This is a genomic window from Dolichospermum lemmermannii CS-548 (assembly GCF_028330815.1).
Lineage (GTDB): Bacteria > Cyanobacteriota > Cyanobacteriia > Cyanobacteriales > Nostocaceae > Dolichospermum > Dolichospermum lemmermannii.
On record NZ_JAQMTJ010000157.1, the window covers coordinates 21,632 to 36,437 of the forward strand.

13 protein-coding genes are annotated in these 14,806 nt (G+C 36.9%); 6 read left to right on the plus strand and 7 right to left on the minus strand.

Going from position 1 to position 14,806, the window contains the following annotated elements:
- Positions 1 to 169: 169 nt before the first annotated feature.
- Both kaiB and PN450_RS10355 read right to left on the minus strand, forming a co-directional pair.
- Complete coding sequence (gene kaiB, locus PN450_RS10350; RefSeq protein WP_148765324.1) at positions 170 to 484, minus strand: circadian clock protein KaiB; 315 nt, start codon at positions 482 to 484, stop codon at positions 170 to 172.
- Positions 485 to 577: 93 nt separating this feature from the next.
- Positions 578 to 1,156 carry a KaiA family protein gene (locus tag PN450_RS10355; RefSeq protein WP_271836212.1) on the minus strand — a complete coding sequence of 193 codons (579 nt, stop codon included), beginning with the start codon at positions 1,154 to 1,156 and terminating at the stop codon, positions 578 to 580.
- 738 nt (positions 1,157 to 1,894) lie between these two features.
- Here PN450_RS10355 and PN450_RS10360 point away from each other — a divergent pair.
- Positions 1,895 to 5,131 carry an ATP-binding protein gene (locus PN450_RS10360; RefSeq protein ID WP_271836213.1) on the plus strand — a complete coding sequence of 1,079 codons (3,237 nt, stop codon included), beginning with the start codon at positions 1,895 to 1,897 and terminating at the stop codon, positions 5,129 to 5,131.
- Positions 5,132 to 5,396: 265 nt separating this feature from the next.
- Here the strand turns inward: PN450_RS10360 and PN450_RS10365 are convergent, their stop codons facing one another.
- A complete protein-coding gene (locus PN450_RS10365; RefSeq protein WP_271836214.1) occupies positions 5,397 to 7,226 on the minus strand; it encodes an ArnT family glycosyltransferase in 1,830 nt (609 codons plus the stop codon).
- A 214-nt stretch (positions 7,227 to 7,440) separates the two neighbouring features.
- Positions 7,441 to 8,040 carry a hypothetical protein gene (locus PN450_RS10370; RefSeq protein ID WP_168696559.1) on the minus strand — a complete coding sequence of 200 codons (600 nt, stop codon included), beginning with the start codon at positions 8,038 to 8,040 and terminating at the stop codon, positions 7,441 to 7,443.
- 152 nt (positions 8,041 to 8,192) lie between these two features.
- Between PN450_RS10370 and PN450_RS10375 the strand changes: the two genes are divergently transcribed.
- Entirely contained in the window at positions 8,193 to 8,525 is a 333-nt protein-coding gene (locus tag PN450_RS10375; RefSeq protein WP_015081524.1) for a DUF565 domain-containing protein, read from the plus strand.
- Positions 8,526 to 8,529: 4 nt separating this feature from the next.
- Positions 8,530 to 9,570 (plus strand): glycerate kinase, encoded by a 1,041-nt coding sequence (locus tag PN450_RS10380; RefSeq protein WP_271836215.1) that lies wholly within the window; start codon positions 8,530 to 8,532, stop codon positions 9,568 to 9,570.
- A 31-nt stretch (positions 9,571 to 9,601) separates the two neighbouring features.
- Here the strand turns inward: PN450_RS10380 and PN450_RS10385 are convergent, their stop codons facing one another.
- Entirely contained in the window at positions 9,602 to 11,059 is a 1,458-nt protein-coding gene (locus PN450_RS10385; RefSeq protein ID WP_271836216.1) for a protein adenylyltransferase SelO, read from the minus strand.
- A gap of 190 nt (positions 11,060 to 11,249) precedes the next feature.
- Between PN450_RS10385 and tumA the strand changes: the two genes are divergently transcribed.
- A complete protein-coding gene (tumA, locus tag PN450_RS10390) occupies positions 11,250 to 11,480 on the plus strand; it encodes an antitoxin TumA (protein WP_168650309.1) in 231 nt (76 codons plus the stop codon).
- 164 nt (positions 11,481 to 11,644) lie between these two features.
- On the opposite strand, the gene PN450_RS10395 is transcribed toward tumA, so the two are convergent.
- Positions 11,645 to 12,499, minus strand: a complete 855-nt coding sequence (locus PN450_RS10395) for a DUF6671 family protein (protein ID WP_271836217.1) — start codon at positions 12,497 to 12,499, stop codon at positions 11,645 to 11,647.
- A gap of 69 nt (positions 12,500 to 12,568) precedes the next feature.
- Complete coding sequence (locus tag PN450_RS10400; RefSeq protein ID WP_168634066.1) at positions 12,569 to 13,141, minus strand: GNAT family N-acetyltransferase; 573 nt, start codon at positions 13,139 to 13,141, stop codon at positions 12,569 to 12,571.
- Positions 13,142 to 13,219: 78 nt separating this feature from the next.
- On the opposite strand from PN450_RS10400, the gene bioB reads away from it, so the two are divergent.
- Together bioB and PN450_RS10410 are read left to right on the plus strand one after the other, a co-directional pair.
- On the plus strand, positions 13,220 to 14,221 hold the full coding sequence (bioB, locus tag PN450_RS10405) for a biotin synthase BioB (RefSeq protein WP_271836218.1): 1,002 nt from the start codon (positions 13,220 to 13,222) through the stop codon (positions 14,219 to 14,221).
- A 247-nt stretch (positions 14,222 to 14,468) separates the two neighbouring features.
- Positions 14,469 to 14,786 (plus strand): hypothetical protein, encoded by a 318-nt coding sequence (locus PN450_RS10410; protein ID WP_148767115.1) that lies wholly within the window; start codon positions 14,469 to 14,471, stop codon positions 14,784 to 14,786.
- Positions 14,787 to 14,806: the final 20 nt, after the last annotated feature.

Genomic DNA, 14,806 nt, shown 5'->3' on the forward strand with positions numbered 1-14,806 from the left:
TGCCGACTTACTTAATATGGATATTCAACCCAGGTTCTTAAAATCAAGAAAGTTTTTAATTATTTTTAATAACTAAATAAATATACCAAATTGCAGGTAAAAAAATTCCCGAATTTTCATCAAAGAATGGCTAACACCACGGCTTTACTCTTGCCTCCTGCATTTTGTGTTATTCTTTCCCATATTCTTCACTCAATTCTTCATACAGCAGATCCAACCCAATTAATACTCTTTCTCTATCTGTTAAATCACCAATAATTTTTCGCACAGGTGGGGGCAGAATTTTTGATAGTGTTGGTGTGGCGAGTATTTTATCCTCTTCGGCCAACTGGGGGTTTTTCAGGACATCAATTACTTTTAAAGCATAAACTCCTTGAAATTCTTCTTCTAAGATATTTTTGAGGGTTTTTAAAGCCCGCATTGAATTAGGGGTATTTCCTGCTACATATAGCTTGAGAACATAGGTCTTTTTAGCTTCATTCATACAATATAAACTCCTAAAAACATAGAGGTGAAAGACCAAAAGCCGTATTCTTTACATACACAATCAAGCATTAATTCATCATGAATGCAAATTCTACTTTGGAATATTCAACGGAATTTTAGCAACAGAACAGCGATAAATTTCACAAAGATGTGCCAAAATATCTATTAAGGTTAAACGGTAATCGAGCAATGTTTCATCACTTCTGCCTTCCATCCTTAATTGCTTAGAAAATTCATCAATGACTTCCATGTGCATTTCTATAATTTGTGGTATGGGAATACCTGTATAAAATAGGGTATTAACAAATTTATCAAGTTTTTCTGGTAGTGTTTTGTCACTGATAAAATAATTGATAATTATTTGACGGTAATCTGATTTAAGTGAATTTAAAATTTCCTGTTTTTCGATAGCAGCCATGTCCTGAAAATTTTGTGTCTTTTTTTCCTGGCTAACTGCAAGAAAATAATTATCTTTTTGATCTGGGTTTTGTGGCTGACAATGGGGCAAATAGTATATTTGACAAAGGATAGGTTGCCAGTAACATTGAGTGATTAATTTCTCAAGGAAGTTCCATATTTGAGCAATTAAACTTTTGTGCCTCTCTTCTACAAATGGTCTATCGAGAATTTGTTTTATATTTGTTTGTAAAAGCAATATAGGTAATAACATCTACTATTTATAGATCATGAATTTTTGAAAGTGCAATACACAGTCACGCAATCAATTATACATAACAAGGCTAAGTAATATAACTGATAAATTCTTTGATGGCTCATTGCATTGAGAGAGAGTCATGGCTAATGGATAATGTGTATGAGGATATCCGACGGCAGATAGATGACATTATTTCACTCATTGATAAGATACTTAAACGAACTTAAAGAATTGTCGCATTTTAAATCATTATAATTCCTCAAGGTTCTAAAGCGAATCTTTGGAGCCATAATTATTGTTGTAGTTGTCACCATAGAAAATGATGATTTCCAATATCAGTAGCTTTTCTGGTAAATATGGTTACTTGCTCCGGGTAGAAACTCACATATTGGATCACAAGGGTAAAAATTATTGGTGATTGACTTCGAGACAATGTATGTCCATGACGGAGTGTGACCACAAGCTATAGCTAAATAGCTAGTACCGCAGGGCGGAAGTCAAAAGTCAAAAGTCAAAAGTCAAAACTAATATACAGTAGGCTTTTTGGCGATTGAATATGGTTGCTTCATTTACGCCGTGATGTACTAGTTTGAAGAGGTCTGTCAATTGTCACCAGAATCGCTGATAGCGTCGCGTAGCCATTCTCAATATTCCTGGAGGATATTGCTTCAGGCTTGAAAACTATCTAAACCAAGTGCTGATGGTAATGCTGAAGTTGATTACAAGCAGAAAGACCACCGAGGACTTATTTTAATGCTACAGTACCCACTTGATGAATTTATAGTAACTGTACCAATGTGCTGGGAAACGAATACTCTGGCAGCAGTGCTGGATATTTTTGTCGAAGAACAGTGCGATCGCTTGGTAATAGTTAATTCCCAACAATGCCCAATTGGTGTATTGTATTCTGCTCGATTACTGCCACAATTCTTAGCCGCGGATGCTGATAACCACCTCTTAAATTTGCATTTGCAACAACCACTCTCACAGGTGGATAAATCCCTCATAGCGCCAATACAGACCATACCAGCCGCAGCAAATCTGGAAAAATTTAGTTTATTTCTCAAGCATCAAGAAGCACAACAAAAAAGTAACTTAGATTGGGCGCTAGTTGATTCAGATGGTAAATATTTAGGAATCCTAAATACTTTAAGCCTATTAATATTGTTAGCTCAGAAGAAAATTTCCATTAGTTTAACCAAAGCAGAAGGAAGTCACAAATATGTGACAAACACCAAAACTTCTCCACACCAAAAAAACATCAAAGATACAGCCAATAAATGCCAGCCAAAAATACACAAGTCTATAGTCCACTTATTAGCTAGATTGCCCTGGCCAATGATGTTACAAACTGGTCAAGGCGAAGTAGTTATGCAAAACCTCCCTTGGTGGCAACAACTAGGAACATCAAAAGATCCTGAAGGCATTAGAAAACAGGTAGAGACTATACTTACTCCAAAATATATTTATACCAATCCTCAAGAAAATCAGAGAACCGATACTTTCACGACGCACAAACAAAGTATCTCACCGACAGTTTTTTCTCCTGACTCACCATCAGCTTTCCCTTTTTTGCAAGAACCATCTCTGCCGATAAATGACGGTTCTAACCACTGTGTTTTCGATAAGAAATTGGGTATTTGTACTTGTGTGGTAGAAATTAAAACTGGTCAGGAACGAGTTTGGGAATTTGCAAAAATTCCTTTAGATAGTAACGAGTTAAAAATTTGGGTTTCGGAGTCAGAATTACCAGAAAATTCAGAAGAACTATGGTTAATATTAGCCACAGATGTAACTGAACAACAACAACTTTGCAAAGAGTTGGCAGCAAAAAATGCCGATTTGATTCAACTCAATCGCTTAAAAGATGAATTTTTAGCTTGCATTAGCCATGAATTAAAAACACCGTTAACAGCAGTTTTAGGACTATCTCGCCTTCTGGTAGATCAACAGTTGGGACAATTAAATGAGCGTCAAGCTCGTTATGCTGGATTAATTCATCAAAGTGGTAGACATTTGATGAGTGTGGTGAATGATATTTTAGATTTAACGCGAATGGAAACGGGACAGATGGAACTTACCCTCACCTCGGTACAAATTCAAGTAGTATGTGAACGGGCTTTCTCAGACGTTAAAAACATTCATTATCAAACTCACAAAACTAAACAATCATCCCCAGCAGAAAATCAAAATTTATCTAATTCTAATCACCAATTTAGCCTAGTAATTGAACCAGGTTTAGAAGAAATGGTAGCAGATGAATTACGCTTGCGACAGATGTTAGTACATTTACTTTCTAATGCCTTTAAATTCACGGAAATATCTGGGGAAATTGGTTTACGGGTTAGCCGTTGGGAAGGCTGGATTGCCTTTACTATTTGGGATACAGGGATTGGAATTCCTGAACAACAACAACATTTAATCTTTCAAAAATTCCAGCAATTAGAAAACCCACTCACTCGTCAGTTTGAAGGAACGGGTTTAGGATTAGTATTAACTAGAGCTTTGGCTCGTTTACATGGTGGAGATGTCAGTTTCTTATCTCGTGAGGGGAAAGGGAGTCAGTTTACTTTGCTTTTACCTCCAAGTCCACCAAAAGCCAGTTTTAATGAGTCTGAAGACATAGCGACCAAGAGGGAAATAGGCAATATCATCAATTCTTCTCCTCAAAACCTCAATAGTTCTTCCCAAAGACTGGTGTTAGTAGTGGAAGCAGTAGCTCAATATATTGAAGAATTAACTGAACAACTTAAAGGTTTAGGTTATCGTGTTGTTATTGCTAGATCAGGAACAGAGGCACTAGAAAAAGCTCGACGTTTGCAACCAAAGGCAATATTTTTAAATCCTTTACTACCTTTACTTTCTGGTTGGGATGTGATGACTTTACTAAAATCTGATGTTTTAACTCGTCATATTCATGTTATTGTCACAGCCACAGCGGCCGAAAAGGAACAAGCATTTAATAAACAGGCTGATAGTTTTTTGAGTTTACCAATTAAGCATCAAGCATTGGCATCATTGTTAGAAAAAATATCAACAACAACTGAATTTAAGAATTCAGTGATGGAAAATCATCAGATCAATTCTCAAAATATTCCTTTGCGAATTCTCAGGTTAGTAAATCCGGAAATAGAGGCTATTAATCTCTACCCTTCTCTGCGAGAACATCGAGTTATTGAAGTAGATGATTTAGATCAAGCAGATTTATTAGCGCGAGTTTGGCAGTTTGATGTAATTTTACTAGATATGGAAATTTCTACTGCTCGCACTTATTTAGAACAATTAACAAAACATCAAAGATTGGCAACTTTACCATTGGTAACTTGTGATGTTGCGACTACTTTAGCTGCTTCCCAAATACCAGGATTGTCTGTATTTCCTTGTTTAAGTCCCTTAACACAGAAAAATAATCATCAAAATTATCAACAAGATGCTTTAGCATCTGTATTACAAATTGCTGCTGGTATTTGTTGTCCAATAAATATTTTAGTTGTAGATATAAGTATGCTGAGTGATTTATCCACGGTAAAACGCAAACCACTTAAAGATTATCAGTCAGTCAAAAGTTCTTTTATTAATTTTGAAGATGAGCAAATTAATCGAGGATATGAGTGGTTTCAAGCTTTAATTCAATACTTACAAACTGCTGGTTTTAGAGCTTCTATTGCCGGTTGTTGGTCGGAAGTTGTCCAACAAGTCAGTCATCAAAGTGTTGATTTACTTTTGATTTGCTTGAACGAGACGGCAATGAATAAGGAAGTACAAAAAGCTCTTGAATCATTAGGGAATTTACCATTTAATTTGCCGCCAATTTTGGTACTTGACCAGAAATTCAATGAACCCAATTATGGAAATGTAACAAAATCTCGGAAACAACGATATACATCTTCTGTAGAAACTGCGGTTCGGGGAATTGCTACCCAGATATTACCCCGTTCGATTTCAATGGAGGAACTATTAATTCAGATTAATCAATCTTTAGCAAATTAGACTATGATTTATTTGATTTATTTGATTCATTTGATTGTGATGATGGAAATAATCCTCACAACAATCAATCATCACATAAATCACATCAATCAAAAGAATCATAGTTTAAGATGATTGTCATGATGGAAATAATCCTCACAACAATCAATCATCACATAAATCACATCAATCAAAAAAATCATAGTTTAAGATGATTGTGATGATGGAAATAATCCTCACAACAATCAATCATCACATAAATCACATCAATCAAAAAAATCATAGTTTAAGACAAGTTATCTCGTTTAGCTGTTTTCAAAGGAATGCGAATGAGATGATAAGCGCCTTTGGTGGCTAAGTTTTTGTAAGTATCAGGTGGTAAGTCCATTTCCTGAAATTTTCCCTGTTCAACTAAGATTAACAATGATGGTGGTCTGTTTTCTTGTGATGATTGCTTTTGAATATATTCAAGAGCTTGTTGAGAAAATTTAATGTAATTAACGTTTTTGCGCGTGTAGAAAGTCACGGTAGGTTTTTTGAACCCAACCATAATTAATTCTTCATTGGGTTGTTTTGATTCAACAATTAGGGCTGATAATTCTCTCAGAGGTAGTTGACGCTGTTGGTCCATAATCAAAACAGCAGGCATTAAAGCAATAGCAATAAAGGCTATAAATCCTAATAAATTAATTGTAATTATCTGTTGATAACGGTGACTTAATATTAAGATAGCCGAAGTAACTGTAGATAGTAACCAAATTATTCCCGCAAATTTGAGGATTCCTGATTTCTCCATTTGTACATATAATTCAGGAGCAGCAGGATCAGGCCCAGCAATTTGGGTAAGATTAAATAGGGCAATGGAAATAACTGTTAGAAAAGCTACGTTTACCCAAGCACTGATGCGTAAAAATTTGGGAGGAGTCGGAGTTTGTGAATTGGGGAAAAGATCACTCCAAAATAATGCCACAAGAATAGCTGCTCCTGGCATTAAGGGTAATACATAACTGGGTAATTTGGTAACAGAAATTGTGAAAAATCCAAATACACCCAAAAACCATAAACAGACAAATAAACCTAATTGTTGAGAGCGTTCTTGCTTTAACCACTGCGATCGCTGCAAAAGATTTACTCTAACTAGAGCCGCGGGGATGTACACTGAATATGGTGCAAAGCCCAACAAAACGACTAAAAAGTAAAAATACCAAGGGGCTGAATGGCCATTAACAACTTCGGTAAAACGGTCTATATTGTGATAGATAAAAAAGGCATTAATAAAATTCCAGCCGTTGCGCCAAGTTACCAAAACATACCAAGGAAGTGAGATAACTAAAACTATCCCCATTCCCAAAATCGGCCGCATTTCTCGCCATAGTTCCCAAAATTTCCCCACATACAAGGCAAAAGCAATCATAATTATTCCTGGTAAGACAATGCCTACAGGACCTTTAGTTAATATTGCCCCAGCAATTAAGACATAACTTGCTAAATACCATTTATTGGGAAGTCGCCAATTAGCAGTGACGATTGGGGAATTATTCTGAGCATATCCCAGGAAAAAACATAATAAAGTTGAACCTATACAGCCATTGAGTAACATATCAGAAACCCCGGCTCTGCCCCAAACAATCATTTCTGCATTGAGTGCCATTAAAGCAGCGGCAATGGCGGCTGTAAAGTAACGTCTAGGCAAATTAGTAACTTGTTCTAATTCATCTTTTTTGGCAAAGTACCACTGCACAGTGTAAAATGCCAAAGCAATTACGCCCATTGCTGCCAATGCTGAAGGGATACGCACAGCCCATTCATTTACTCCCATAATAGAGTAAGCGATCGCTTGACACCAATAAATTAAAGCAGGTTTATCAAAGCGAGTTTCACCATTAAAAAACGGCGTAATCCAATCACCAGTTACCAGCATTTGTCGGGAAGCTTCCGCAAACAGCGGCTCAGTCTCATCAATTAAGCCCACATTACCCAAATTCCAGCCAAAAGCTATCCAACCAATTACCAATAACCACAGGGACGAAACAGCCACAGCTAGGACTGGACGCTGTTCTAAATTATTCAACCACTTATCCACCACTTGCCAAGAAACACTCAATTTTATACTCATGAATTCATACTTAAAGACACTGAAATCGCGTCCTGCCAATATACAATAGTTTACAATTCAAAATTCAAAAAAACTCCTTCCTCCTTCCTTCTGACTCCTGACTCCTGAACTCCTTCCTTCTTCCTCCTGAACTCCTGACTCCTGACTCCTGACTACTGACACCTGACTCGGTGACTCCTGACTCGGTGACTCCTGACTCCTGACTTCTCCAATATCACCTATTTTGTAACACTAACTGCCATTCTTGAGTTTGCGGATTCCATTGGGGAGAGGAAGTTTCTCCCACAACATAGGGACCCCAATAACGTCGAGAACCATCTTGAGCAAAAGCCACCAAAATATCACCTTTCTCAAGTCTTAAATTAGCTTGAGGTAAAGATAAAACTAACCCGCTCTCACTTCCTTCTTCAGGAGCAAAATCCCAATGAGCCGGAATATCAGATTTAGATTTATTCGCAGTCGCACTTTTGAGGGATGATTGTCTAGCTAACAATGCTAGACGGACAGGTTGAGTAGTTTTGTTGCTAATGCGAAGCAATCCAGCAGCCTTGTTTTTACTATCAGAGTTAACCTGATAGGCTACAACTGTGGACTGATTTTTTTGCGGACTTGATTCTACTGAGTCACTTGGTGTACTATCTAAGTTAATTTCATCCCCATTTTTACCACTATTTGTCATCATAGATGGGGTTGTTTCTGGATTTGTAGACTGAAAAGATATCCGCATATCTAAGCATCCTGTCATGATCCCCACCAATCCTAAGGCAGAAAGACTGATAATGAAGTTACCATACCGATCAAGGAAGTTTTTCATAATGATATAGCTTTAGAAATAAGATTTTTTGTAAGCTAAACCCGATGGTTACAAATGATCCCCAACCGTAATTAGAGTGGTTTACTTAGGTTCTCCAAAATAAATTATCCAGTTTCATCAAGTCAAAACGACTTTTTCTGTTCCCTATTCCCATGCAAAATACTCGCTTGAACAACCTATTAGAAACAATTTTCAGTAGCTTGAGTGAATGGTTTCTGAATCCTTGGCGGCGGTTATCGCTAATACTAATTAGTTTTTTGTTTGGCTTTTTTTTGGGATCAGCAGTATCAACAACCGCTGGACAAAAGGCAGAATTAGACATTGTGGTTGCTGGATTTTTAGTGCTACTGACTGAAATTACCAGTAGAATATTTTACAGTCGGAGTTTTTTTGTTCGCCAAGCATTTTGGGTAGAAATACTCAACTATCTCAAGGTTGGTTTTATCTACAGTCTATTTCTAGAAGCGTTAAAACTGGGTTCGTGATTTTATGAGTAGTGAATGGTTGAGTCAAGTTTTAACAACAGACACATCTTGGCAAGTCTCAGCACAAGCCGCAGCATTGGCAGATCCTTTGCGAGCTAAGGTGTTTAATATTACTTCTGATAATGTGGCTGAAGTTATCCAAAGGAGAGGGGATTTACTGAAGTTAGTTTTCCCTAATTTTAGTCAATTTTGTCAAACTACCCTAAAAATTCAACCCCCAGAAGTGTTACAGGTATTGTGGGATTTATGGCTACCCTTGGGAATCCAAATTGCAGCACAACGTCAACAGTTAGGGAAACCTTTTGTCCAGGGAATTTTAGGCGCACAAGGAACTGGTAAAACTACAATGTCCCAGATACTGGGTTTGATTCTCCAGCAGTTAGGATATCGAACGTTAAGTTTGTCTTTGGATGACTTGTACAAAACTTATAGCGAGCGTTTGGCTTTATTACAGCAAGATTCCCGTTTGCTTTGGCGTGGTCCGCCCGGAACCCACGATATTCACCTAGCTTTAATTGTACTCGATCAGATTCACCAAGGCAAGAGTCCTGTGATAGTTCCTAGATTTGATAAATCTGCTCATGGGGGTGCAGGCGATCGCACTACTCCTGAAGTTATCACAAATCCTATAGATATTGTTCTGTTTGAAGGCTGGTTTGTGGGCGTAAAACCAATTCCTCCTAAAGTGTTATTAACTCCACCACCACCTATTCTTACAGACGTAGATAAACAATTTGCCTCTGATATGAATAATCAGCTAAAAGATTATTTACCACTGTGGGAAAGATTAGATAGTTTAATAGTTCTTTATCCCACAGATTACCGTTATTCTTTAGCATGGCGCAAGCAAGCAGAAAGACAAATGATTGCTGCTGGTAAATCAGGAATGACTGACTCAGAAATAGAAGAATTTGTAAATTATTTTTGGCGTTCTTTACATCCCGAATTATTCATTAATCCCTTAATTCAATCATCATCTGTTGATTTAGTAATTGAAATTAATGCTGATCATAGTTTTGGTAACTTTAGATCCCCGACTTCTTAAAGAAGTCGGGGATCTGATTGATTCTGATTGATTACTTCCCTGTTTGGAGTGTTTCCACTAAATCATAAAAAGGTTGCCAATTATCATCTTCAGTGATTCGTTCCCAAACAGACTCAATCACAGGTCTTAATAAAGCTGTTTTGGGATTAGCTTCAATCAAAGTTTGGTGAATTTTATCCATTTGTTCAGGATCAAAATGATTGAGAATTTTATGATAGAGGAAACACCAATTATCAAAAGTGGGTGATTTTCCTAATGGGGGGCTAATTTCAGAACCATTCATCACAAAAGCTGGATCATCTCGCCATTTACTAGAAAAGGTAGCAGCTAAATCAGCAAAGAATTGATGATAACCAACTTGACTATCATGTAAAAAGGTAATGGTTAACCGCAAAAATTCATCAGCTTCCGCTAATTGTAAATCTTCAAAACCCAATTTTTTCAACATCAAAGCTCGATATTCAGCTTGGTAATATTCAGCAAACTTAGATAAAGCAATATCCAAATCACCTTGGTGAATTATCGCCTTTAAAGGTTCTTGCAAAAGTTCTAAATTTAATTTGCAAATCCCTGGTTGTTGACTGTAACAATAACGTTTATAATAATCGAAATATGCCGCCGTAAATTGGAGATCGTAAGTAGGAATAAAGGCATAGGGTCCATAGTCAAAACTTTCCCCGGTAATTGACATATTATCAGTATTCAGAACTGCATGACAAAAACCCGCTGCCATCCATTGTGCTACTAATTCGGCGACACGCTGCACTAATTCGGCATAAAATAAAGCATATTTATCATATTCAGCTTGCAAATGCGGGTAATATTGTTCAATTACATGATCTAACAGTTTTTGAGTTAAATCATGTCGTTTGAAATAGTTTAATCGTTCAAAAGTACCAAAACGGATATGAGATTTACTCATGCGAATCATGACAGAAGAACGAGTTGGAGAAGGTTCATCACCGCGCCACAAACCCAAACCCGTTTCAATCATACTTAAACAGCGAGAAGTGCGAACGCCTAAACGATGAAGTGCTTCAGCGGCGAGAACTTCCCGCACTCCTCCTTTAAGTGTTAGCATTCCGTCACCACCGCGAGAGTAGGGGGTTCTTCCCGAACCTTTTGTGCCAAAATCGTATAATTCCCCATCAATACCCCGCACTTGTCCATAGAGAAAGCCTCTACCGTCACCTAATTGGGAGTTATATTGTCCAAATTGATAACCGTGATAACGTAGTGCTAACAGCGGTTCTCTTCCCTCAAATTTACCAAAAGCGTTAATAAAATCTTCGTCTTTAACTACTTGGGGCGCAACTCCTAAGCGTGGCAGTAGTGCGTCATTGCGCCAGCGTAACATAAGTTGGGGAAATTCCTCGGCTACAACTTGATCATAGTAATCATTACCTAAAGACTCTAGGGCTGATTCATAGTTGAGGGTAAGCAAAGGATTAGTAGCATGAGTATGATTGAGAGTTTCATCCAGAGTCATTATAATTACGCTTAATTGATATTTATTTAATGATAGACAAAAAAGCTTACGATCTTTCTATTTAATAACGTATCTTTCTGAAGAACAGCAACGAGAAGCTTATGAAAATTATTTATCTTCTTGAGGATAAAATCAATATCTGATTAAAATTACAATATGATTAAGTTAATCAACTTAAACAGATAAATGAATGCGTAAACAAGTTATCGAATATACATCTCCACTAGATGCGTTGATTGCCCTTACCAAACAGTTAAATGTTTATGAAATCAAGTACCAAATGAGTTCAGAAGATTTTTTTGCCAAATATAACCAAGGAAAAACTTCTGATGATGAAGTGTTTGTCGAATGGGCAGGAAATTATCAGCATTATCTAGCTTTACATCAAGAAATAACCAGCAAACTCCAAGATGTCGCGTAAACTTATCCAAGCGTATTTAGATGAAATTGTTTGCGAAAAACCACATATAGCTGATGTTCTACAAGAAGTGATGGAGTTTTTAAAGTAGCTTATAAAAATAATATATCTTCTTGAGAATGATAAATAAAAAAATAGATCCCCGACTTCTTCAAGAAGTCGGGGATCTAAGGATTACAATATTCACATAAACTAGGATCAGCAAATTCTTGATTGTTAGGAAATAATTGTTGTTGGGTAAAATTGCATTTTTGACATTGAAAAATTACTGCTTTAATTAATGAAGTTGGCTGATGACAAAGTTCACAAGGTAGTCCAGGGATTTTTTGATTAATCATAAAACCAGGAGTATGACATTGGGGACATAAACTATTAATTTTATTAATTAAGTCTTGAGTAGCAAAGGCAATATTTTTCATTCTGGTAGGATTATACATTGCTCTCATATCTGTTTCTATATTAAATTTATTATCAGATGTGTTTTTTATGGCAGTTTCTACGGAATTGATTAGGTTTTCTTTGCTGGTAATACCTTTTATAGATTCTGTTTTTCCTGTATTTTGATTATCAAAGGAAATTACTAAGCCATGTTCAGTGAAACCTACTTTATTTCCAAATTCTTCAGCTTCTTCTAAACTAGATATAGTTTGATGATTAAAATTAGTTTCTATGGAAAATACTTCACCAATAATTTCTAAATCATTTTCTTGATCTAGAAAAATAATTATTTCTCGGTTAGCATAAATATAGGGAACTAGAGGATGCGGTGTAAAACTTCCTTCACTAGCAATGGCTATTTTTTCATCATACATTTTCAAGGCTTTTTCAGCTTTTAACCTAGCAGTAATAATTTGTGTATCTGGACGTTTAATTTCTCTGGTAAAAGTTCCAAAAATATCAGTATTTAAGCCTTTAGTAACTATGACATTAATTCCTAAATGTTCTTTAAATAGAGGAGAAATTACTTTTTCTTTATTGTGCATTGTCGCCAAAATAGCCACGCGATTATTATATATTGACATAATTTTCTCCTTTGTTATCTTTATATCTCCGACTTCTCCAAGAAGTCGGGGATCTGAGTTATTGAGTTATTATAAATTTGGTCGCCAGTGGGGATTTGTCAAACTTGTGAAAATATGATCTTCCCATTTACCATTAATCATTAAATAATCTCTAGCATATCCTTCAACTACAAAACCAGCCCTTTTAAGAACATTACCACTGCGGCGATTATGGGGCATATAATTAGCCATAATGCGGTGCAGATTTAATTCTTGAAAAACATACTTAGTGGAAATAGACAAGGCTTCTGTCATGTAACCATAACCTTGTGCTGATTCTGCTAAACTGTATCCTAATTGACAAAATTGAGCAGCACTATAGATAAAGTTGCTAAAATTAGCTGTTCCCATAACTTTTCTAGGCTGGTGTTTCCGATAAATAAATAGTTTTAATGAATAGTTGTTCACAAATTCCCAGAAACTCGTTTCTACTTGATACTCCCAATAATCGTGAGTAAAAAAATTTTCATCCCATTTAGGATAAAATGGCGTAAGATATTCTTTATTCTCCGTAAAATATTTGAGTATGTAAGGAATATCCTCCATCACTGCCATTCTTAATATTAGGCGATCGCTTGTCAGAATTGGTGGCTCTGATGTCATATCCTCAAATTTAAATATTTTGTATCAGCTATACTAATTTGAACATTAAACCAAAAGACTGCAAAAAGGATAATTACGGTGGGAATACGCTACAATTGGCAACCAACAGAGATATTGACAATATATAATACACCATTTCTAGAGCTAATTTATCAAGCTGCTACAGTGCATCGTCAATATCATCAACCGCAACAAATACAAGTTTGTAAGCTTATCTCCATTAAAACCGGTGCTTGTCCAGAAGATTGCGGTTACTGCGCTCAATCTTCCCGCTACAAAACCGAGGTAAAACCCGAAGCACTGTTAGAAAAAGAAACAGTGATAAATATTGCCAAAACAGCCAAAGAAAGCGGTGTGAGTCGCGTTTGTATGGGTGCTGCTTGGCGCGAAGTTCGGGATAATTCCCAATTTGAGGAAGTTCTGGATATGGTTAAGGACGTAACCGACATGGGTTTAGAGGTATGCTGTACCTTGGGAATGTTGACAGAGAACCAGGCAAAGCGGTTAGAGGATGCGGGATTGTATGCTTATAACCATAATCTCGACACCTCAGAGGAATATTACAGCACAGTGATTACGACTCGAACTTATAGCGATCGCCTGAATACAATTGCCAATGTTCGCCAAACCAATGTTACCGTATGTTCGGGCGGTATTCTCGGTTTAGGGGAAAATGTCGCAGATCGGGTAGGAATGTTACATACTCTCTCAAATTTACAACCTCATCCCGAATCTGTACCCATCAATATTCTTTCTCAAGTTCCCGGTACACCTTTAGAAAATCAACCAGATGTGCCTATTTGGGATGTAGTGCGGATGATTGCGACTGCTAGAATTATTATGCCTAAATCTGACGTGCGTTTGAGTGCAGGTAGGGCGAGACTTTCCCAAGTAGAACAGGCTTTATGCTTCATGGCTGGTGCAAATTCCATCTTCTCCAGCGATGATAATAAAATGTTGACGGTGACAACTCCCTGTCCTGATTATGATGCAGATAAAGAAATGTTGAACTTGCTTGGTTTGGAAATGCGTCCCCCATTTCAAAAGCAGGAAAAAACACCTAATCCAGTGATGATATAACAATTGAAAATTACCTCTCCCTGACTCGGCTATCGTGTACACACAAGTTAAATTACCCCCCTTAATCCCCCCTTATAAAGGGGGGAAACCGGAAAAATTAGTTCCCTCCCCTTTGCAAGGGGAGGGTTAGGGTGGGGTAATTTGAGGAATAATGGTGATTCGATAACTTGTGTGTACACCGTAGCCCTGACTGGGAGAGGACTCGAATATGCTAGAATTTAGGATGAACTTTAAGCAGGTGATGAAGATGACACAATCCACACCCCAAAGAGTTGTCCGTCGTGGTCGAGTATTTCCCGAAATTCAGTGGACTGATGAACAAAAAGCTGAAGATAGAGCGAGAAGACAGGCTTTTTCTGCTCGTTGTTGGGTAATTTTTGAGCGGTTAAAACCAGAAATATTAGATAAATACTATGGTTGGTATATTGCTATTGAACCTGATAGCGGGGATTATTTTATTGATCAAGATCAAGAAGTAGCCAGTAAAATAGCCAGAGAAAAGTATCCTCATGTTATTGATCATATTTATGGCATTAATGAAACGGGAGTTAGTGGCAGAATATGATCGAGGGAAGATTTGGAGAT